At 44.2% G+C, this 19,537-nt stretch carries 17 protein-coding genes; 10 read left to right on the top strand and 7 right to left on the bottom strand.

What is annotated here, in order from left to right; genetic code table 11:
- Positions 1-990: 990 nt before the first annotated feature.
- Positions 991-1,176, bottom strand: a complete 186-nt coding sequence (locus QT979_RS24670; protein ID WP_333311956.1) for a hypothetical protein — start codon at positions 1,174-1,176, stop codon at positions 991-993.
- Between the two features lie 1,643 nt (positions 1,177-2,819).
- Here QT979_RS24670 and QT979_RS24665 point away from each other — a divergent pair.
- On the top strand, positions 2,820-3,017 hold the full coding sequence (locus QT979_RS24665; RefSeq protein WP_333056488.1) for a hypothetical protein: 198 nt from the start codon (positions 2,820-2,822) through the stop codon (positions 3,015-3,017).
- Between the two features lie 718 nt (positions 3,018-3,735).
- Positions 3,736-3,936, top strand: coding sequence for a hypothetical protein (locus QT979_RS24660; RefSeq protein WP_041622289.1), 201 nt, complete (start codon positions 3,736-3,738; stop codon positions 3,934-3,936).
- Between the two features lie 149 nt (positions 3,937-4,085).
- Here the strand turns inward: QT979_RS24660 and QT979_RS24655 are convergent, their stop codons facing one another.
- Positions 4,086-4,835: a pentapeptide repeat-containing protein gene (locus QT979_RS24655; RefSeq protein WP_333215916.1), complete on the bottom strand. Its 750-nt coding sequence runs from the start codon at positions 4,833-4,835 to the stop codon at positions 4,086-4,088.
- 96 nt (positions 4,836-4,931) lie between these two features.
- Positions 4,932-6,119 (bottom strand): RNA-guided endonuclease TnpB family protein, encoded by a 1,188-nt coding sequence (locus QT979_RS24650; RefSeq protein ID WP_333215914.1) that lies wholly within the window; start codon positions 6,117-6,119, stop codon positions 4,932-4,934.
- 116 nt (positions 6,120-6,235) lie between these two features.
- Here QT979_RS24650 and QT979_RS24645 point away from each other — a divergent pair, with 116 nt between their 5' ends.
- Positions 6,236-6,748 carry a phosphoribosyltransferase family protein gene (locus QT979_RS24645; protein ID WP_333215912.1) on the top strand — a complete coding sequence of 171 codons (513 nt, stop codon included), beginning with the start codon at positions 6,236-6,238 and terminating at the stop codon, positions 6,746-6,748.
- Here the strand turns inward: QT979_RS24645 and QT979_RS24640 are convergent.
- Positions 6,745-7,437, bottom strand: a complete 693-nt coding sequence (locus tag QT979_RS24640; RefSeq protein ID WP_333215910.1) for a Uma2 family endonuclease — start codon at positions 7,435-7,437, stop codon at positions 6,745-6,747. The two genes, QT979_RS24645 and QT979_RS24640, sit on opposite strands and share 4 nt — an antisense overlap.
- 398 nt (positions 7,438-7,835) lie before the next feature.
- Positions 7,836-9,026 carry a 1-deoxy-D-xylulose-5-phosphate reductoisomerase gene (gene dxr, locus QT979_RS24635; RefSeq protein WP_333311955.1) on the bottom strand — a complete coding sequence of 397 codons (1,191 nt, stop codon included), beginning with the start codon at positions 9,024-9,026 and terminating at the stop codon, positions 7,836-7,838.
- 284 nt (positions 9,027-9,310) lie between these two features.
- On the opposite strand from dxr, the gene QT979_RS24630 reads away from it, so the two are divergent.
- Positions 9,311-10,894, top strand: coding sequence for a DUF2079 domain-containing protein (locus tag QT979_RS24630; RefSeq protein WP_333215906.1), 1,584 nt, complete (start codon positions 9,311-9,313; stop codon positions 10,892-10,894).
- A 9-nt stretch (positions 10,895-10,903) separates the two neighbouring features.
- Positions 10,904-12,340 (top strand): DUF2079 domain-containing protein, encoded by a 1,437-nt coding sequence (locus QT979_RS24625; RefSeq protein ID WP_333311954.1) that lies wholly within the window; start codon positions 10,904-10,906, stop codon positions 12,338-12,340.
- A 114-nt stretch (positions 12,341-12,454) separates the two neighbouring features.
- On the opposite strand, the gene cas6 is transcribed toward QT979_RS24625, so the two are convergent.
- Positions 12,455-13,579, bottom strand: a complete 1,125-nt coding sequence (gene cas6, locus QT979_RS24620; RefSeq protein WP_333215902.1) for a CRISPR-associated endoribonuclease Cas6 — start codon at positions 13,577-13,579, stop codon at positions 12,455-12,457.
- A gap of 311 nt (positions 13,580-13,890) precedes the next feature.
- Here cas6 and QT979_RS24615 point away from each other — a divergent pair, with 311 nt between their 5' ends.
- The 5 genes from QT979_RS24615 to QT979_RS24595 all read left to right on the top strand — a co-directional run bounded on the left by QT979_RS24615 (position 13,891) and on the right by QT979_RS24595 (position 17,719).
- Positions 13,891-14,253 (top strand): ferredoxin thioredoxin reductase catalytic beta subunit, encoded by a 363-nt coding sequence (locus tag QT979_RS24615; RefSeq protein WP_333104114.1) that lies wholly within the window; start codon positions 13,891-13,893, stop codon positions 14,251-14,253.
- Positions 14,254-14,400: 147 nt separating this feature from the next.
- Positions 14,401-14,808, top strand: coding sequence for a DUF309 domain-containing protein (locus QT979_RS24610; protein WP_333311953.1), 408 nt, complete (start codon positions 14,401-14,403; stop codon positions 14,806-14,808).
- Positions 14,809-15,099: 291 nt separating this feature from the next.
- Entirely contained in the window at positions 15,100-15,570 is a 471-nt protein-coding gene (locus QT979_RS24605; protein ID WP_333231432.1) for an LptA/OstA family protein, read from the top strand.
- Between the two features lie 173 nt (positions 15,571-15,743).
- A complete protein-coding gene (lptB, locus tag QT979_RS24600; RefSeq protein WP_333034782.1) occupies positions 15,744-16,472 on the top strand; it encodes an LPS export ABC transporter ATP-binding protein in 729 nt (242 codons plus the stop codon).
- A gap of 80 nt (positions 16,473-16,552) precedes the next feature.
- On the top strand, positions 16,553-17,719 hold the full coding sequence (locus QT979_RS24595; protein ID WP_333215896.1) for an LptF/LptG family permease: 1,167 nt from the start codon (positions 16,553-16,555) through the stop codon (positions 17,717-17,719).
- Positions 17,720-17,881: 162 nt separating this feature from the next.
- Here the strand turns inward: QT979_RS24595 and QT979_RS24590 are convergent, their stop codons facing one another.
- Positions 17,882-19,249 (bottom strand): hypothetical protein, encoded by a 1,368-nt coding sequence (locus QT979_RS24590; RefSeq protein WP_333311952.1) that lies wholly within the window; start codon positions 19,247-19,249, stop codon positions 17,882-17,884.
- Between the last annotated feature and the right edge of the window lie 288 nt (positions 19,250-19,537).

Genomic DNA, 19,537 nt, shown 5'->3' with positions numbered 1-19,537 from the left:
TAAGTACACTGTATTTGACCAGACTTTAGATTTTCCCCAAGAGTTCCCCACAAATCAAAATTTTTTAACTGGCTTTCACAGCAAGCCGACGCACGCTGGAGGTCGTATTTAATCAAAAGTGCATCCCAACACAGTCCTGGAGAGGCTTTTGAGCCTCATCACCTGGATGTTTCCAGCCAAATCAGTCACGATCAACGCAGAATTTTGGCTAAAAAACCCTGTTTTTAAACCACAATCCGTCATTTCAACCATGATCCACATCCATCCGGATCATCATACAATGCAGCGATCGTCTTTTGGTGAAGTTGGGACGAACGGTGGGTCGGTAGATTTGTGACGGTACTGTCACTAGATTTTAAATTTTAGATTTTAGATTTAGTCCACAGATGAATCGCAGTTATGGGTTGGCACAATTGTAGTTATGGATAATTTACCTGTTCATAATGCTGAAGCCGTCAATTTTTGATGCTATCTATCGGCTCCCCAGTAAAATTATTACCTCGATACTCGCCGGATTTATCTCCCATCTAGTTAGAGTGGGCAAAAATCAAAGCGATTTTCCGTCCTGAAGCGTATCCACCTTCAAATGTTCTTGATGAAGCGATTACTAAAGCTATTAATGCTTTTAATGATGAAAATGCTTGGCCATCCTTTCATCACTCTGGTCTTTTTTGATAACCCATTAAACAGTTAATTTTTGTGGTAAATTCGATCGGGAGCATCTCATATTTGTAAAAACACTTCTTCTGGCTCCTTCTTTCTTCCTATTTCCTCCTGCCTCCTGCCTTCTGCCTCCCAACTCCAATTTCTAGCTTGTCTGCAAAAGTGAGATGCTCCCCATTTGAGGGCTAATACCTGTGAGTGAAAATCTTCAGTTTTCAGGAAAGACTTTTTTACTAATTGTTGTTAACTTCGAGCTGAACATTAACGATTGATTAGCCAATTCCCCGAAATTGGGTTCGGCATTCATTCAGGTAAAATCTCTACTATTTATTCATAGCGGTGTGCTGCAATTTGCGCTGGTGAAGCGTTGGAATTGCTCTGGCTATCGTACCTATAGATGTGAGCGTCACTCTCGAAAATATAATTGATGGAAGTAGCTGCATAGTAGGTCAGCCCTAACAGCGACAATAGATTAAGAACTCTATAAATTGGTTTCTCAGATACTTTGTTCATTTTGACTCCTACTTTTTATGCAAATAACTAATTTGGATACCGTGACGGCGCTTTTTTTTAGAAGTTCCCAAACATCTCGTACCTCTAAAAATTTAGCTGGCTCGCGTTATACACTCCGGATGCCCGATCGCCAAAAATAAGTCCTACTTGAGATGTGACACAGTTTTTGTTGCCTATTTCATATTGCGGTCTCTGCCTTGAATTGTCTATCTAACTGCGGTAAGAGTTAGGGATTTTGGGCAGAAACGAACTCTACAATTTCCTGTTTAAAGCTACTACGATTTAAAAAAATGGAGCTAAAAAAGCTTAAATGGCAAATATCCTAGCTGTTTTTCCACGCCTAGCCAGGATTTTCCCACCTTCGATTAATGGTACGCAGTTGCCGGAAGTCATGAAAATTCTTAAGTTGGTCAGCGGCAGGCGAAAATATGTCTTAAGTTATATTTTTGCAAGCAACAGGCTATGTTAGATTGCATATTAATTTTGAGCTTGGTTGAGGTGGTAAATAATTTTTGGGTAAAAAAGTTGTGGTCGCTGTCCGATAATTTGAGTCTGACAATTTTGCCTGAACAATTTTGACTGATCCGCACCATTAATTCACGATGTGACAGAAAATTAGGCATCAGTCAATTGGATACTTCGGCGTGAGACCTTCGGCGAGCGGTGAGTCAATCTCGCTCAGTTGAACGATTTGAGATTTGAGATTTATTCCACAGAGGAATCGGAGAGCTTGAAGAAAAGCCTCATTTTTAGGGCAGCAGCCGACTCCTGTCGGAAACTTGTAGCCGTTTTTGGGCGAGGTAAAAAAGCAGAAGGCAGAATTTGATAGCGGTAAAAAAATACTGTTTTAGGATTCAGAATTTTTAGTGGATTCTACCTTCTCGCTGCATTTTTTTTACCATGAAACCAGATAAATTACTCGCTGCCAAGAGCGATGCAGGCAGAATAATTTAGGAAGAGATAAGCGAGTGTGTTGAATCCAGTTACTTCCACAATTTATTATAATTCTTGCTCGCATCGAGCTGTTTGTACGACAGACTTTTTGCTGGTAATTTGCAAAAGGGATAGGGGCAGAACAACAGGCCAAACCAGAGGGCCGATTATTAAGGCTATCCAAGATATCACGTCTTTTTTAGATGTCGCAGTATCATTCCAAAAACTTTTGAACCAAACAAGAAAAACGATTAAGGCAATCGAAAAGTAGCTAATCATTATCATTTTTTTACCTCCCTGTCTATAGATGGGATAGAAGTATTTATAATTATTGTATCTCAGGCCGTGGCTCGCCGATCGCAACTTTATGCCCTGAGCTGCAAGCTGCAAGTGTCTAAAAGCCAAAGTTTCACAGCTATCCAAGTCCAGAGCCTGCGATGTTGAGCTGACTTACTCCTGCTGGGCGGCGCGAGGCGCTAAAGGTCTTCTTGCGTTCAGGGCTTGTCGAGGTTTTGTCAAACCTTGAGGCTACCACCCCAATCATAGCTTATGCGATCGAGGTCTTGGGTTTGCTGTGATTTAAATCACGTATACTGGCAGACTTCGGTCACAAATCGAGCCAAGAACGATCACACAGCTTACCCGACTGCAATCACCCTACTCTTTTGTCAAATGCTCGATATTATAATAGTCGAGTTCAACGAGATTTCATGCAAGCTCTGACTTTAAAATCTGATCGGGCGATCGCTGAACTGTTCTATCAAGTCACCAATTCAGGCAATCTGACTCGCACTCAAAGCCACGGATTGCGCGAACTCTGCCAAAGCGCTCTCAGCGAAGACGCCAGAGATGCAGTCAACCGCCTGCTGCACGCCATCCGCCGCGGATGGGTCAGGATTTCCGATTAGTCTCCTCACACAAAAAGTTGAGATGAGTATTTCTACTTTCTCTCCTGTCAAGCTTTGCCAACAATAAGATTGAAGTGAGTAGGTCGCTCCATTAACCCTCTCAAAAAAAAAAATTTACTGCGCTCGAAAAGCTCGACCCGGTTTCTTGAAGAAGCCGGGATTTTTGATTTTAAGCAGTTAGTCGATTTTAGATTTTAGATTTTAGATTTTAGATTTTAGATTTTAGATTGACTTCACATATGAATCTGGGAGCTTGAACTAAAGGTTAAAATTTGGGGCGGATGCCCGCTTTTATCGGAAAATTGTATCTGTCTTTGGGCGGGTTATTAAGTATATCCACGGAACAAAGACCACAGCAAGAAACTAGGTAAATGTAGGTAAAAGCGGGCTTATAAACAGGCTAAAAGTTTTACCTTGAATTAAGCAGAGCGATTTCGCTAGCAGTCATTAGTAATCTCTTAATAGATAAATATTAATGTATTTGTCACCGTTTCTTAACCAAAATTAGAGACGTGGGGGTTGCCAGAAGCAAGGAATCGGGACAGGGTTTATGTTTCAAGTAGCAGGGCGATCGAGGAAATATCAGGTTCCCAAGTTCTGCTGACACAAATCACTCATCAAGAGCCAATCGATCACATTTACTCCCGTAGTTGAATCACATAAATTTTGGAAAAATTAGTTAATACTGTCAAAAGTGAGTTCAAAGAAAAAACACATGATGAAAACCCAAACGCTGTTACCTCAATTTACTATTGCAGAGCTAGTCTTTCAGGTATATCACTCCGGTCTGCTGACTCCTACTCACCGACAACAGCTCAAGACAGCGCTGTTAAATGACTGTCTTACCGAAGAAGATCAAACAGCCATCAACCGCTTGCTCCACGCAGTTCGCCGGGGCTGGCTGAAGGTTGTAGATTAAACTCGGTTCTAATTTTTTTGCCACTACTCTTTAAATGCACTGTCACTTGAAGGCAGAATTAAATCCCCTTAAAAAAATCAGGCATTAGCCTAAATGTAGGGTGCCGCCACAGGCACCCTGCGGTTTTAACTTCTATTTTCTCAGCTTATTTAGTCACAGATTGTGCCGTCAGGCATCATGGCCTCTCTCAGATTCGCTTCATTCAAATTTGTCCCGCGCAAAGAAGCTTGATGCAAGTTTGCTCCCCGGAGATTTGCTCCCTTAAGGGAAACTCCGCTCAAATCTGCTTGATGGAGATTTGCACAGCTCAAGTTAGCTCCGCTCAAATCGGCTCCCTTCAAATCAGCTTTTTCCAGATTTGCTTCCGTCAAATTAGCCCAACTCAGATTTGCTTGAGTTAGGTTAGCACGGCTGAGGTCAGCTTGTGTTAAGTTCGCATCCGTTAAATTTGCTTTGCTCAGGTTGATTCCGCAAAGCTTTACTTCTGTCAAGTTTGCACCTTGCAAGTTAGCGTTAACTGCATAAACTTGAATTAAAATTGCCCCCTGAAGGTTTGCATCTCTCATGTCTGCACCCCTGAGACTCGCCCCCGTTAAATCGGCCCCGCTGAAGACGACACTCCGCAAGATGGCTCCGCTCAAGTTCGCTCCCACCGCCTCGCATTCGCCAAAATTAGCGGACATGAGGTTGCCTTGGGAGAGGTTGGCTTGACTGATATCTGCTTGATACAGATTAGCTCTGTAGAGGGTGAGACCGATCGAATTTGCACCTTTTAAATTAGCGTGACTCAGGTCAATATCGCGCAAATTTGTCCTTGACATATGGACACCGCTCAGGTCTACTTTGTGAAAAACCCGTTCTCCGGCTGTATACCGTCTGAGAAGTTCATCTGCATCCATGTCATTTTCCCCAAAATAATTAATAATACCTTTGATATTTCAATAATATTAGGATTGACATCCACCCAGGCGTAAACGCACGGGGATTCCCAAACCTCACGATTCAGGTTTCTGCTTCTGTCCCTTACGGGGTTTCGCACCAGCCTTAACAGATTTACTCTGTTCAGGTCTTACAGTCGCTCCACAGACTGACACGGCAAGCCCTGCCGCCAAAATATTTTTTGCCGCATTAATATCTCGGTCATGGTGAGTGTGGCAATTAGGACAATCCCATTCCCGGATATTCAACGGCATCTTGTTAACGGTGTGTCCGCAATTACCACACCGTTTTGAACTCGGAAACCATCGGTTAATCTTAATTAAAGTACGACCGTACCAATCGCACTTGTATTCTAGTTGTCTGACTAATTCCCCCCAACTTGCATCACTTATAGAAGCGGCTAGTTTCCGGTTTTTAACCATATTCTTCACAGCTAAGTCTTCTACGGCGATGGTTTGGTTTTCACGCACCAACCGCGTTGTTAACTTGTGAAGATTATCTTTCCTTGCATCAGTAATTTCTTGATGCACTTTCGCTACTTTTAGTCGTGCTTTATGACGGTTGTTTGACCCTTTTTGTTTGCGACTTAAAGATTTTTGCGCTTTTCTAAGATTGCGATACTTTGCCTTGAGTCCTTTGGGATTGGCAATCTTTTCGCCAGTGCTTAGAGTGAGCCAGCTTTTAACTCCCAGGTCGATACCGACTTGATTATCTGTTCTGGGTAATGCTTCAATTTCAACCTCTACCAGCAGAGAAACTGACCACCTACCTGATGGTGCCAGCTTTACGCTTAAGCTTGATGGTGTTGCACCATCAGGTAGTGTCCGGCTCCAGCGAATTGGTAAAGCTTGTGTGCTTTTTGCTAGGTAGACTTGTCCATCTCTGAACTTGAATGCTGATTTGGTAAATTCTGCACTACCACCGTTGCGTTTCTTTTTGAAGTTAGGATATTGTGCCCGCCCATCAAAAAAGTTGGTATAAGCCGTTTGTAAATGTCTCAAGCATTGCTGCAGTGGCACGCAGCTCACTTTGTTCAGAAAATCTAGTTCTTCAGTTTTCTTCCATTCGGTTAACATGGAAGAAGTCTCAGCATAGCCTACCCGTTTGTGTTCTGCGTACCAAGCTTCCGTTCTTGTGGCTAAAGCACGGTTGTAGACCAAACGAACACAACCCAAAGTACGTCGCAACAAACTTTCTTGTTCCGGCGTTGGGTAGAATCGATAGCTGAAGGCTTTTAATGTCATGCTGACCTTAAGTACGCTATTTCACATACTAGCACGTCTTGTGTGAAATGGTATATATTAACAAAAATTCATGTAAAGCCGTCCTATAAGGACGGGGTTTCAGACCCATTTTTTTGATGAGCGACCTTTACGTTTCTTGGCCTGAGTACCATCGGAAAATTGAGGATTTGGCTGTAAAAATTGAGGAATCTCAATGGAAATTCGATCGAATTGTCTGTCTGGCGAGGGGAGGGCTGCGGGTTGGGGATACTCTGTCGCGGATTTTCGGCAAACCTCTGGCCATTTTAGCTGCCTCGTCCTATGGTGGGGCCGAGGGAAATGTCCGGGGTGCGATCGAGTTTGCCCGCGATTTGACAATGGTGGGCGATAATTTGGGCAGCCGCATTCTCCTGGTTGACGATTTGGTGGATTCGGGAATTAGTTTGCACCAAGGTATCGCTTGGCTGAAGAACCGCTACGGGGAAGATATTCAGGAAATTCGGACTGCTGTGCTTTGGTACAAGGCTTGTTCTGTTGCCAAGCCGGATTATTATGTAGATTATTTGGCTGACAATCCTTGGATTCACCAACCTTTTGAAATGTACGAAAAGATGAGTGCGGCTGATTTGGCTGCGAAAGTGGGGAGTTAGTAAAACCCGCTCTCAACGGAGTCTTTGATTTGTAGTTGTTCTTTAGCCCAAGCTCGAAATGCTCTGATTGTCGGGCTTCTGCCTTGGGTGTTGGCGCGATCGACATATTCGGGAATTACATTAATAATGGGAAATTCGGGGAAATTTTGGCTGGTATCGGACTCAGTATATTTTCCCTCTTGAAGCAGATAAATTTTAAGGGTTCGCCCGTCATATCTCCAAAGTTCCGGCACTTTCAAAGCTTGATAGCTGTTTAAAGCGGTTTGTGAGGAGTTGTCAATCTCGATCGCTAAATCCGGAGGCGGGTCTACTGTTAAATCTATTCGATCCTTGCCTCTGACAGCAGCTTGGTTCTGAATGTAGAAACAATCGTCAGGTTCTACACCGCTCTGCATATCTTGGCTTTTGAAAGTAGTGGAACCTAAAACTTCACAATCAATATTAAGTTCTTCCAGCATTAACTTAACGAAGTCGCCAATCAATGACTTAGCTTTTTCATGTTTGGGTAGTGGCATTCTGATTTCCAATGTTTCTTTGTAATAAGTAAGTCGAATGGCGTAACCTTCTCCTAACTCGTCTAGGATAGACGAGTACATTTCCCAGCTAACGTTTTGTAACTGCACTTTATTGCCGGGGGGGACAATTAATTGATTCAGTTCAAATACTGTTGATTTAGTTTCAGTTTGCATTGGTTGCTTCTAGGAATGGGACTCATAGCTCTATTTTATCAAGGGATTGAAGAATGAGATGGCAAAACTTTGATTTGGCTTTAGCTGATATCTTGCACTTTTTGGTATAGTCCGCCAGGGGTTAAAAACCCCTGTCTCATAGAAGACAGTCCTCTGAAAGAGGACTAGATATTTATCAAGGTTGGGCAGTCGGTTTCAACTGAGATGTTGTAGCATTGTCAGCAGCAGGCAAGATGCTTGTTCCACAAGAAATTCATTCTTTGTGGAACGGGCATCTTGCCCGTTCATAAAAGCCTTATTGAAAATGGTGCAATATCTCAATTTCAACCGACTTTAGCTATGAGACGGGGAATTAATTCCCGGCGAGCTTGTGGGTAAGTGCAAGTCGGCTGATACAATTAGCGAACCGAAAGAATACGATCGCCCAATTCCATACTATCTGCCAAAACTTCCTGCCGCGCCCACCGATCCGCCGCCAAAATATCGTCTAAACCAGGACTTTCACAGTTATCGGTTTGATGTTTGTCGCACGCCTTCTCAATCAGCTTCGGAATATCCAAAAACTGAATCTTCTCCTGCAAAAATAGCGCTACCGCCTGTTCATTTGCCGCATTCAGCACCGCAGGCATCGAACCGCCCGCACGTCCCGCCGCATAAGCCAACTGCATACAAGGATACTTTTCGTGGTCGGGTTCTCGGAAAGTTAAATCCCCAGCTTTTACCAAATCCAGCCGTTTCCAATCTGTATGAATTCGTTCCGGCCAAGACAAAGCGTAAAGCAGCGGCAAACGCATATCTGGCCACCCCAATTGCGCCAAAACCGAGGTATCTTGCAGCTCAATTAACGAGTGAATTATGCTCTGAGGATGGATGACAATATCAATGTCGTCATAATCCATCCCGAACAAGTAATGAGCCTCAATTACTTCTAATCCTTTATTCATCAAAGTAGCAGAATCGATCGTGATTTTCTGCCCCATCGACCAATTCGGATGTTTCAAAGCATCGGCTACTGTTACTTCTGCTAATTTGTCGATCGGCAAATCTCGAAAAGAACCGCCCGAAGCAGTGAGAATAATTCGTCGCAGCCCGCCAACCATAACACCTTGGAGGCACTGAAAAATTGCCGAATGTTCCGAGTCAGCAGGTAATATTTTAACGCCGTATTTTTCGATTAAGGGGTTGACAACGGGGCCCCCTGCGATTAATGTTTCTTTATTGGCTAAGGCGATATCTTTGCCTGCTTTGATAGCCGCAATTGTTGGCAGCAAACCGGCACAGCCAACTATGCCGGTGACGACGGCTTGAGCGTCGCCGTATTGGGCAACTTCGACAACGCCTGACTCGCCCGCAAGTAAAATAGGTTGAGGGTCGAGATCTGCGATCGCATCCTTCAATTCCTGTAATTTATCTTCGTCGCAAACCGCGACAATTTCCGGTCTAAACTGGCGAATTTGCTGGGCCAGCAAGGTTACATTTCGTCCGGCGGTTAACCCGACAATCCGAAATTGATCGGGGTATTGAGCTACAATATCCAGAGTCTGAGTGCCGATCGAGCCTGTGGAACCGAGAAGAGTTATTGCTTTCACAATTTTTTAATGTTTTGTGGATTATTCTAATATTACGATTGCGGGGATAAAAATTAGTGGTTAACTATTGCGTGGAAAGCACATTCGATGGAATCATATTTTGAGTGACCGAAAGCATCCAGGATACAAGCCCCCGGACTCATTCCGAAAGCAGACTCAGGACCCAGAAATAAAAAACCTGTATCCGATAAAGGAGCCCCCGAATTTATCCGTGGGGTCAATGCTTCAATCTAAAATCTAAAATCTAAAATCTAAAATCGATTGACCACCTAGTGCCAGATTTCATGCAGAATAGGGAAAATGTTGCTGATGACCGTGAGGACATCAGTGTCTCGATCGCCGAAAATAGAGACGAAGGTCGATCGCAGCTACCGTCGAGTTTGGTTTGGGCGATCGCGACTGCTGCGGCAATTTTCTTTTTGTGTAGCAGTTTACGCCACGCTTTATTCCAATCAACTGCTTTCGATTTGGGAATTTTTGACCAAGCAATTTACTTAATCAGCCAAAACCAAACGCCTTTTTCTTCTTTAATGGGGATTCATATTTTGGGCGATCACGCAGCGGTAATCTATTATCCGCTAGCTTTGCTGTACAAAATTTACCCAGATGTGCATTGGCTGCTGTTGGTACAAGCAGTTGCATTATCCCTAGGCGCTTGGCCTAGCTGGAGTTTAGCGCGTTTCGCAGGTTTAAATCAAGAACAATCCCGTGCGATCGCATTGATTTATTTGCTCTATCCGGTGGTATTTAACATCAATTTATTTGATTTTCACCCGGAAGTAATCGCTTTACCCGCACTTTTGGCAGCAATTTTGGCGGCGCGTTTAAATAAAATTGTGTGGTTTTGTACCGCGATTCTGTTAGTTCTCAGTTGCAAAGCGGTTTTGTCCCTAACCGTTGTTGCTATTGGCTTCTGGCTGTTTTTTTGCGAAAAAAAGCAACGGTACGGGGCGATCGCACTTTTGCTAGGTGCAGCTTGGTTTTTGATAGCTACCCAGAAAATCATCCCCTTCTTTAGCGGCAGCGAAGTCGCTGGAGTCGGGCGCTACGGCTATTTAGGGAAATCTGTACTAGAAATTATCATCAATCTCATATTAAAACCACAGTTAGTATTAGGAAAAATCCTTTCCTTTGATACATTCAAATATTTATTTCTCCTCACCTTACCTGTGATTTGGCTGCTATTGCCATTTTCAGGGAAACTACGCCTACAATATTTAACAGCGCTAATTCCTGCCATCCCTACCCTGCTGATCAATATCCTCTCTGACTTGTCATTTCAACGCAGCTTAGCCTATCAGTATTCAGTGCCTATAATTCCATTTTTATTTTTAGCAGTAATCGCGAAGGAAGAAACAAGGAATAGGGAAGAAATAAAAGGCAACCAGGAAGAGGATAAAGCAAATAAGCAACATTTTTTAACATGGGTCAATCTGCCACCAATTAAAAACTTCCGAATTTCTCAACTTTGGCGGGGAATTCAATTGCCGAGAATCATGATAATTTGGTCATTACTAATTTTCCTAGGTGTGGGCGAATATAAAGATTTTTATCTGTACCTAAATAGACTAGATACCTGGCAAGCTACACGCGAAGCAGCCACACAAGTTCAATCCCAAAGCAGCATTTTAACCGATAATAGACTTGCCCCTCACTTCGCCCACCGCCCAATAGTAAAATTGCTGTCACAAATTTCGCCCCAAACAAATTTAGCTGAATTTCAATACATATTATTAAACCTGCGCCATCCCTGGCCTGATACTGAAAAACTTGGTGCTACTTTAGCAAATAAACTTAAAACTTCTCCCGATTTTAAATTAAATTATCAAAAAAACGAAGTCCTGCTATTTAAACGAAGGGCTGATTAAACCAATAAAATGCTAACTTTAAAATCCCTAAAATCTCATCCAGTATTTTTAATGATTGTCGTGACGACGATAGTCTTATTTACCGCCAGCAGCGCGCGGCACGCTTTGTTTCAGTCAACTGCATTCGACTTAGCAATTTTTGACCAAGCAATTTATTTAATAGCCCAAAATCAAACGCCATTTTCCTCTTTAATGGCAATAAATATTTGGGGGGATCACGCCGCTTTTATTTTCTATCCACTAGCTTTACTGTACAAAATATATCCAGATGTTCACTGGCTTTTTTTAGTGCAAGCTGTTTCCCTAGCTTTAGGCGCTTGGCCGAGTTGGAGTTTGGCACGTCAAGCGGGATTAAACGAAGGGAAAGCAATTGCAATTTCAGCCATATATCTGCTTTATCCCGCAGTATTTAATGTCAACCTCTTCGACTTCCACCCAGAAGTCATTGCTTTACCAGCACTGCTAGGAGCAATCTTAGCCGCGAGGCTGAATAAAACCTTGTGGTTTTGTGCTGCTATTGTATTAGTTTTGAGCTGCAAAGCCGTGCTATCTTTAACTGTGGCTGCGATGGGTTTTTGGCTGTTTTGTTTTGACAAAAAACGCAATTGTGGGCTCATAGCTCTCTTTCTAGGGGCGGGTTGGTTTCTGGTAGTTACTCAGGCAGTTATACCGTATTTTAATCAGGGAAGAGAACACGCGGGAATCGGGCGATATCAATATTTGGGAAACTCGGTTTTGGAAATTGCTATTAATTTAATAGTCAAGCCCAATCTAGTTTTAGGGCGTTTGTTTTCTTTAGATACTTTTGGATATTTAGCGTTATTGGTATTACCTGTAATTTGGTGGTTGTCCCCGCGTCATCTGTCATCTTTAATTAGTGCTGTGCCGATGTTGGCGATGAATATTCTTTCCGATATCCCCGCTCAGCGCGATTTAATTCATCAATATTCTGTGCCGATATTGCCGTTTTTTTTGGTTGCCGTAATTTCCAGTTTAGCAGCTAGCAATCAGCAAAAGGGAAAAACAATATTTGATAGATTGCCACTTGCTAATTATCCATTGCCTAGAGTCATTGTAATTTGGTCGTTGATTGCTTTCTTAGCTTTAGCGAAATACGGCTATTTTTGGAGTATTTATTTAAATGGGCTCGACACTTTGCCAGCTACGAGAGAAGCAATTTCTCTTGTTGAAACCAAAGGCAGTGTTTTAACAACTGCTCAGATTGCTCCGCACTTAGCGCACCGCCCTGTAGTCAAATTAACTCTGGCTAACGCACCGCCGGCAAATCTCGCAGAATTTGATTATGTATTGCTGAATTTGCGCTACCCTGGCTGGATGAGCGATAAAGCTTTTGTGGAAAACCTCATAACTAAACTAAAAAACACCCCTCAATTTCAACTAAAATATCAGCGAGACGACATATATCTATTTACTAAGAGTCCTTAGTCAGCAGTCATTAGTCATTAGTCAGTAGTCAGTAGTCATCACTCATCATTCAACAGTCATTCCCAATGCCCAATGCCCAATGCCCAATGCCCAATGCCCAATGCCCAATGCCCTCTACTCCTCCACTTTCAAAGCCCTTCTTGCCAACTTCACGTAAGTTTTCACAGTTTCATAAGGCATTTCTAAATCAGCAGCAATATCAAACAAAGATTCCCCCAATTCCCGGCGCGCCAAAATCGTCGCCCAAGTTTCCGCAATCTCAGCAGCGCGACTTCCACCTTTACGCTTTCTCAGTGCCATAAACTTCTTGGTCAATTCCTCTATTCGTGCCCCCAAGACGCTTTGTATTGACACTTCAGGTAGCGCTTCTGTCAACCATTGTGCTCGCGTTTGTCCCAATCCAAAAGTTGTTTTGTGGCCCGTGCCGCAATAAGGCGCTAACCGCCCCAAAGCATAAAATAATTGTACAAAATCAGGGCGATTGTGAGCCGATCGCCCTAGCCCAAATTCCACAGCCCCAGTGAATCCCGTTACCATGCCTTTTTTGCCCGCTGCTACCTTTTGCGACTCCAATTTGTGGCGGCTAATAATTGCATTTTCCTCAATCCAACTCAAAAATTCTGCTTGGTCAAAATTTACCCCAGAAAAGTTATTCCAGCGACGCAAATAGCTGTGAAAAACATTTTCGGGAACTGGCAAAGGGAAGTGATAGCCTTTGCTACGAAAGCTTGTAGGAGTCACGAAACTAAGTTTGATGGTTGGCGAAAATGGAGTTTCTGCTGTTAATAATTGCTCGTAAGTGGTGGGTGTAGAAACAATATCCCAAGAGCGAATTAGCAGCGGAGCATTTCGCAAATCTATCTCTTGAGGCAAATTTTGTAGCCACTGACTCAGCCACTGCACTACTGGCTTGGAAAGTCCTGTTACGTACCAGCGATAAATTCGATCGCCCAAAAGCTGAAATTCTTTGCCACCGGGGAGCAAATCACCTTCCAATCCCGAAATAGTAAAGGCTTTTTCTGACTGTTCATCGTGCAAAAGTTTCGATAAATTCGGGTCAGTTTGCTGTACTTGACCTAAAAACCAAGCGTGCAAACCTATAGCATACTGCGCGTACAGATAGCTAGCAGCGCGGGGGGTCAACTCTAACACTAATCCGACTAACTCGGTGTTATCCGGCCAAATCAGCCCAGAAGGAGGAGATTTTTTGCTGTGGGTGCGGTTCGGGGAAGTTGCCATCAGATGCCATGCCTATAGCCGTCACAGAAAGAGCGCCGTGCTATCTTATCCGATTTTAATCCCCTTTGGGGGATGATAGTTGAGGACGATCGATCGCCCAAATCTTTTGGCTGCTCCAAAAACCTGGTCTGCAGCCAGTTTCGCGCACCCTCCGGGATAGAGAAAAACCACTAAAAAACCAACAACCTAAAACTCAATCTTTGTCAAGGTTTTTCTCCTTGTAAGTAAACAGAAATATACAAGTGTTTAAAATCACATTCTGCGCTACAATTGTCAAAAGCTCGTAGCATCCTCAACTCCGATCCTAAACTATGAACACAACAGAAAAATCTAAACTCTCCAACGAAAAAACTTTGGAGGCGATGAAGAATTTCTCCGAAACCTATGCCAAGCGCACGGGAACTTTCTTTTGTTCTGAACCTTCCGTCACTGCTGTCGTGATAGAAGGACTAGCAAAACACAAGGATGAACTAGGCGCTCCCTTATGCCCTTGTCGCCATTACGAAGATAAAGAAGCCGAAGTAAAAGCCGCCTACTGGAACTGTCCCTGCATTCCCATGCGCGAGCGCAAAGAGTGTCACTGTATGTTATTTCTGACGCCAGATAACGATTTCGCTGGAACTAATCAGGAAATAGGAATGGATCAGATTCAAGCTGTCAGAGATACTATGTAATCGGTTAAGTAGGCGGTCGTGAAATGGCAGTAGTTTTGAAAATAATTCGGAAGTTTTCCTGTTTTTAAGACTTAGCTATTAAAAAACAATCGATCGCCGCCTACTCAAACATATATCCGCCATCGAAAATCCCCAATCCCCAATCGAATGACAGAGGAAATCCCGATCGAGTTTTGGCAAGGTATTGAACAGTTTAACAGCCAAGAATTTTACGCTTGTCACGATACTTTAGAGGCTTTGTGGATGGAAGCCTGCGAGCAGGAAAAAAGGTTTTATCAGGGAATCTTGCAAATTGCGGTCGCGCTTTATCACTTAGGAAATCAAAACTGGCGCGGTGCAGTCATATTGCTGGGAGAAGGAATAAATCGGCTCAGTTATTATCAGCCTAGTTATGCTGGAATTGCTGTTGAACACTTGCTCGGACAAAGTGCTAAACTTTTGAGCGCTTTGCAACAAGCTGGCCCGGAAGAAGTAGCTAAATTTGTACAGTTGTTCGCAGGTACAGAAGTTGCAGGCTTGCAATTGCCGCTAATTATCAAAGTACCAAAAAGTTAAATAAATGTTTGTATTAGGGTGCAGTATACTTAGCCTCTACACAGAGGAGGGCTGGCTGCCCAAGCAGATTAATTGACTGTGGAACGAGTATCTTGCCGGTTTCTGGGTAAGAGAGTTGCAGCCACTCAGCAAAATAGCCAATTAAATTCGCTGTTGTCTTGCTAGGATAATTGGTTGAGACTATCGGGTCAATCGATCGACCTCACGGGAATCTTTCTGGCCGTTAAGATAAAATATCTAACTGGATATAATGCCCTTCAGTAATTTCACAAATATTGAGGCTCCAAGCTTATGATGCCCTCCGCTAAACTGCTCAATTCCCGCATATTCAAAGGATTATCGCTGCTGTTGCCCCTGACTCTGGCAGGCGCGATCGCCTCTCCCACCTACCCGCAAGCCGGGCCGCCCCGCACTCTCAGCGTGCGATCGGACATTCAAGAAGCCGACTCCAAAACCGGCATCGTGACTGCCCGCGGCAACGTCCAAATCAACTATCCAGCCCGCCAAATACAAGCAACCGCAGCTCAAGCTCAATATTTCAGCCGCGAGCGCCGGATCATTCTCAGCGGAGATGTTTACGTATTGCAGCAGGGCAACAGCCTACGCGGCGAAACCATAACATACCTGATCGACGAAGGGCGGTTTATTGCCCTGCCAGACAACCCAGGACAGGTAGAATCAGTCTATCTGGTTGCCCCGGAACAAGATGCGGCAGCCCAAAATACAGTTGGCTCCCCACGTCCAACTTCAGCCCCCCGGTAACAGTGGCTTGCAGCAGCGAAATTTCGCCTCAGCCAAAACATACTACTTGGGATAGATGCGAAATTTCGTCTTTATAAAACTCACAAACTTGAAAAGGTAAAATTTAAATTAGAGACTCGATCGCACAAAGCCGCAGTCTGAAATTTAGCTTGTAGAGGTTGCCGGGAGCGAAAATGAAAATTGTACTCGAAAATATTCACAAATCCTACGGAAAACGCAATGTAGTTAGTCGCGTCAACCTGTCGGTAGCCCAAGGAGAAATCGTAGGACTGCTTGGCCCCAATGGTGCCGGCAAAACCACAACATTTTACATAGCAACCGGATTAGAAAAACCCAATCAAGGAACTGTTTGGCTAAACGATTTAGACATCACTAAATTGGCGATGCACCAGCGAGCGCATTTGGGAATTGGCTATCTCGCTCAAGAAGCAAGCATTTTCCGAAACATGAGCGTGCGGGACAACATTTTGTTAGTTTTAGAACAAACTCAAGTGCCACGCTGGGAATGGCGCGAGCGAGTCGATTTCCTATTGCAAGAATTTCGCTTAGAAAAAATAGCATCTAGTTTGGGAATTCAAATATCGGGGGGAGAAAGGCGGCGGACTGAACTGGCCAGAGCATTAGCCGCTGGGCGAGACGGCCCGATGTTCCTATTTTTAGACGAACCGTTTGCAGGCGTCGATCCGATCGCCGTAGACGAAATTCAAACCATTATTGCTAAATTGCGCGATCGTAAAATCGGCATCCTCATCACCGATCACAACGTCCGAGAAACCCTCGAAATTACCGATCGAGCCTACATCATGCGAGACGGCCAAATTTTAGCCTCCGGGGCTGAAGAAGAACTCTACAGTAATCCTTTAGTGCGTCAGTATTACTTAGGCGACAACTTCGTGCGATAGTCTTTTGAAGGCATTCCCCATTGCCATAATTTTAGATTTGAGATGTTAGATTGAGGAGCAAACTGCAAAAAGCCCAAACTATGAAAATAGCAATATCCAATTCTTTGAATCCCATCAACTGGCTGCCGAGAATTTCAGTAATGGACTGGTACATTACCAAAGAACTAATCGGGCCATTTCTCTTTGGCGTCGGACTCTTTACATCCGTCGCCGTCACAGTTGGAGCTTTATTTGAATTAGTCCGCAGAGTAGCAGAATCCGGCCTCCCCTACAGCGCAGCCATAGAAATTTTTCTCCTGCAAATTCCCTACTTCGTAGTATTGGCTTTCCCCATGTCAATGCTGCTAGCAACCTTAATGGCCTACAGCCGAATGTCCAGCGACAGCGAACTTATCGCCCTTCGCAGTTGCGGAGTTAGCGTTTACCGATTAATACTGCCTGCTGTGATCATGAGTTTAATTGTTGCAGGCTTAACTTTTGGTTTGCAAGAGTTAGTTGTACCCGCCGCCAGCTACAGAGCAACTCTGACTTTAGACAGAGCCCTCAAGCGAGAAAAACCGACATTTCAAGATAGAAATATTATCTACACAGAATTTCGCAAACCCGAAAAAGGCGGCGACGAAATCCTCGCCCGCTTTTTTTATGCAGAACAATTTGACGGCCAGCAAATGAAAGGTTTAACAATTATCGATCGCTCCACCCCAGGCCTCAATCAAATCGTTTCTTCAGAATCCGCTACTTGGAATCCCTCAGAAAATACCTGGGATTTTTTCAACGGAACCGCTTATATAGTTGCTCCTGACGGCTCTTACCGCAATATAGTTAGGTTTCAACACCAGCAATTGCAACTCCCCCGCACGCCCTTAGATTTAGCTGCGAGAGCGCGGGATTTTAAGGAAATGAACATTGCCCAAGCCTTAGAGCGTTTGGATATCCTTAAAAACAGTGGCGACGAACCGCAAATTCGCAAATTAAAGGTGCGAATTCAAGAAAAATATGCTTTTCCTTTCGTGTGCATGGTATTTGGTTTAGTGGGAGCAGCTTTGGGAACTCAACCGCGTCGCTCCGGTCGAGGAACGAGTTTTGGTATTAGCGTAGTTGTGATTTTTACTTACTACGTATTTTCTTTCATCACCAGTTCTATGGGTGTGAAAGCTGTTTTGACTCCGATTCTTTCGGCTTGGTTGCCTATCGTGTTTGGCTTGGGAATCGGGGGATTGTTGTTGGTGCGGGCTGCCGCTCGGTAAGTTTTACCGCTAACATTGGGAAATGGGTAATTCGGAACTTCGACTGCCTTCGGCTCCCTTCCCTTCGACTACGCTGAGGAAAACCGAATTCGAGGGGCAGGAACAGCGTAGCCTAAGTATTGGGAATTGATAATATATTTTTCGTCGCAGAACTTCCTTCTTTTAAGGATTAGAAAAAGTATTGATTTCGCCACCACCAATGTAGCGTCCCGGAGCCAGGGAGCGGGGTGTAGAAAAAGTTTGAGGTTGAATGGGCTGCACGCCCTGATTTGCGTTTTGGGGAACAAATCCAAAGTTAGGCTGCTGCGGCAAATTAAGCTGACTCGGTGGAGGTGTTTGAAATTGAGAATTCGCTGAATTGGGAGAGAATTGAGGGCTAATTATCTTACTTCCCCCAATCACATTCGGAAAGGGAGATTGAGCGGCATTTGGAAGTAGAGGTGTTGGCGAAGGTATGGCTACTGGAAGTGCCACAGGTTGAACTTCAGGTGCGAAGCCTGAGCCAGATAAATTAGTTTGGTAGGGATTTTTCGGCAAAGCCACCGTTGCAGCCCCTGCATTAATTTCGGGAAGGCTCGGTACTCGGGAAGTTAACCCCGCTAATGATTCAGGGACTGTCGCTGTCGGTTTTAAGAATTCTTGAGATTCCTTGCTCACAGTATTTGTCGGAGCCACAAGTGGGAGAAGTGCTGTGGGAACATTCACTGGATTGGCTCCACTTTGAGCTGTAGCGGTCGTTGGGAGCAAATTTGTGGCATTTCCTGCCGCCGGATCGGAAGCTGGTCGATCGAGCAATTTAGCCGAGTCTGCTGTTTTTTCAGCCGAAGCCGCCGTTGGCGAAGTGTTAGCAACGACGTATTTTTTCATAGCTGCTTGCAGCGGACTCAAAGGCAGAGAATTTTCGTTTTGTTTATCTGAATTAGCATCACTCGACGCCTGCGATAAAGTTGCTGTCGCTGTACCCCCAGACTCAGGCTTGATCGTTTTTATCCCGGAAGTCAGTCTCCCACTGCCAGATAAACTCAACGCTGATGTTGCGTTTGAACTTGGCAAGGTGGAATTTTGGGGGTTATTGTTTCCGGCCTCGACAGCAGAATTTGCTAAATTTGACAAGGAGAAAAATCCGCTGCTTCCTACCCGCTTGGGGGCTAAAGATGGCTGAGGAGTTTCTAAGTCCCGATCTCGAAGTTCCTCGAATAAACCTTTGCTTTTTACTACTGATGAATTTAACAAGTTCAGTTCAGAAGCAGTAGAGCCATTAAACTGATTGACTAGCACTGGTGAGCTGTCGATTTCAGCCGCAATGGCGGTATCTTCAGCAGATAGTCCCGATAGCGAAGCTGGAGTGTTTGAGGCTGGTTCTTCTTCGCCATCTATACTCAACCTTTCTGGATTTACAGAGACCTCCCAGATAAATAACCCCCCCGCACACAGCACGGCTAAGGGAGCCCAAACGGCGGGTTGCGTCCAGTGGCGCAACCGCGCTATTAGATAGCGGACAGATGTAGGAAATCGCTTAAAAATTGACATAGTTTTGCTTCCTTCCGAGCGTGCGGATTTAAAACTATTTTTCCTAGTCTACCACATCAATCTTGATTATTTTTGCTATGCGGGGGTAAGTGCGATCGGGCTCATCTCGGTTTGGCTTTTACTGTCGGTGTGCGATCGTCCGGCTCGCTATAGCGCGTCGCGTGAGAAACCCGGTCTTTTAAGCCTGGGATGAAACGCAGTTGTAGCCTTCAGGCTACGAGTGTTCCATATTATTTATTCCGCTGTCCTTCGATATATTTTCTCACAGTTTCAGTTGAAACGTTGCCA

This window comes from Microcoleus sp. w2-18bC1 (genome assembly GCF_036700365.1).
Classification (GTDB): Bacteria; Cyanobacteriota; Cyanobacteriia; order Cyanobacteriales; family Microcoleaceae; genus Microcoleus.
Note: the sequence above shows the minus strand (reverse complement) of the source record. Positions and strands in the feature narration are given on the sequence as shown.

What these genes read in the sequence shown, in the direction of transcription:
- QT979_RS24670 (WP_333311956.1), bottom strand. Translation starts at nt 1,176, where the DNA reads ATGAACAAAGTATCTGAGAAACCAATTTATAGAGTTCTTAATCTATTG.
- QT979_RS24665 (WP_333056488.1), top strand. Translation starts at nt 2,820, where the DNA reads ATGCAAGCTCTGACTTTAAAATCTGATCGGGCGATCGCTGAACTGTTC.
- QT979_RS24660 (WP_041622289.1), top strand. Translation starts at nt 3,736, where the DNA reads ATGAAAACCCAAACGCTGTTACCTCAATTTACTATTGCAGAGCTAGTC.
- QT979_RS24655 (WP_333215916.1), bottom strand. Translation starts at nt 4,835, where the DNA reads ATGGATGCAGATGAACTTCTCAGACGGTATACAGCCGGAGAACGGGTT.
- QT979_RS24650 (WP_333215914.1), bottom strand. Translation starts at nt 6,119, where the DNA reads ATGACATTAAAAGCCTTCAGCTATCGATTCTACCCAACGCCGGAACAA.
- QT979_RS24645 (WP_333215912.1), top strand. Translation starts at nt 6,236, where the DNA reads ATGAGCGACCTTTACGTTTCTTGGCCTGAGTACCATCGGAAAATTGAG.
- QT979_RS24640 (WP_333215910.1), bottom strand. Translation starts at nt 7,437, where the DNA reads ATGCAAACTGAAACTAAATCAACAGTATTTGAACTGAATCAATTAATT.
- QT979_RS24630 (WP_333215906.1), top strand. Translation starts at nt 9,311, where the DNA reads ATGCAGAATAGGGAAAATGTTGCTGATGACCGTGAGGACATCAGTGTC.
- QT979_RS24625 (WP_333311954.1), top strand. Translation starts at nt 10,904, where the DNA reads ATGCTAACTTTAAAATCCCTAAAATCTCATCCAGTATTTTTAATGATT.
- cas6 (WP_333215902.1), bottom strand. Translation starts at nt 13,579, where the DNA reads ATGGCAACTTCCCCGAACCGCACCCACAGCAAAAAATCTCCTCCTTCT.
- QT979_RS24615 (WP_333104114.1), top strand. Translation starts at nt 13,891, where the DNA reads ATGAACACAACAGAAAAATCTAAACTCTCCAACGAAAAAACTTTGGAG.
- QT979_RS24610 (WP_333311953.1), top strand. Translation starts at nt 14,401, where the DNA reads ATGACAGAGGAAATCCCGATCGAGTTTTGGCAAGGTATTGAACAGTTT.
- QT979_RS24605 (WP_333231432.1), top strand. Translation starts at nt 15,100, where the DNA reads ATGATGCCCTCCGCTAAACTGCTCAATTCCCGCATATTCAAAGGATTA.
- lptB (WP_333034782.1), top strand. Translation starts at nt 15,744, where the DNA reads ATGAAAATTGTACTCGAAAATATTCACAAATCCTACGGAAAACGCAAT.
- QT979_RS24595 (WP_333215896.1), top strand. Translation starts at nt 16,553, where the DNA reads ATGAAAATAGCAATATCCAATTCTTTGAATCCCATCAACTGGCTGCCG.
- QT979_RS24590 (WP_333311952.1), bottom strand. Translation starts at nt 19,249, where the DNA reads ATGTCAATTTTTAAGCGATTTCCTACATCTGTCCGCTATCTAATAGCG.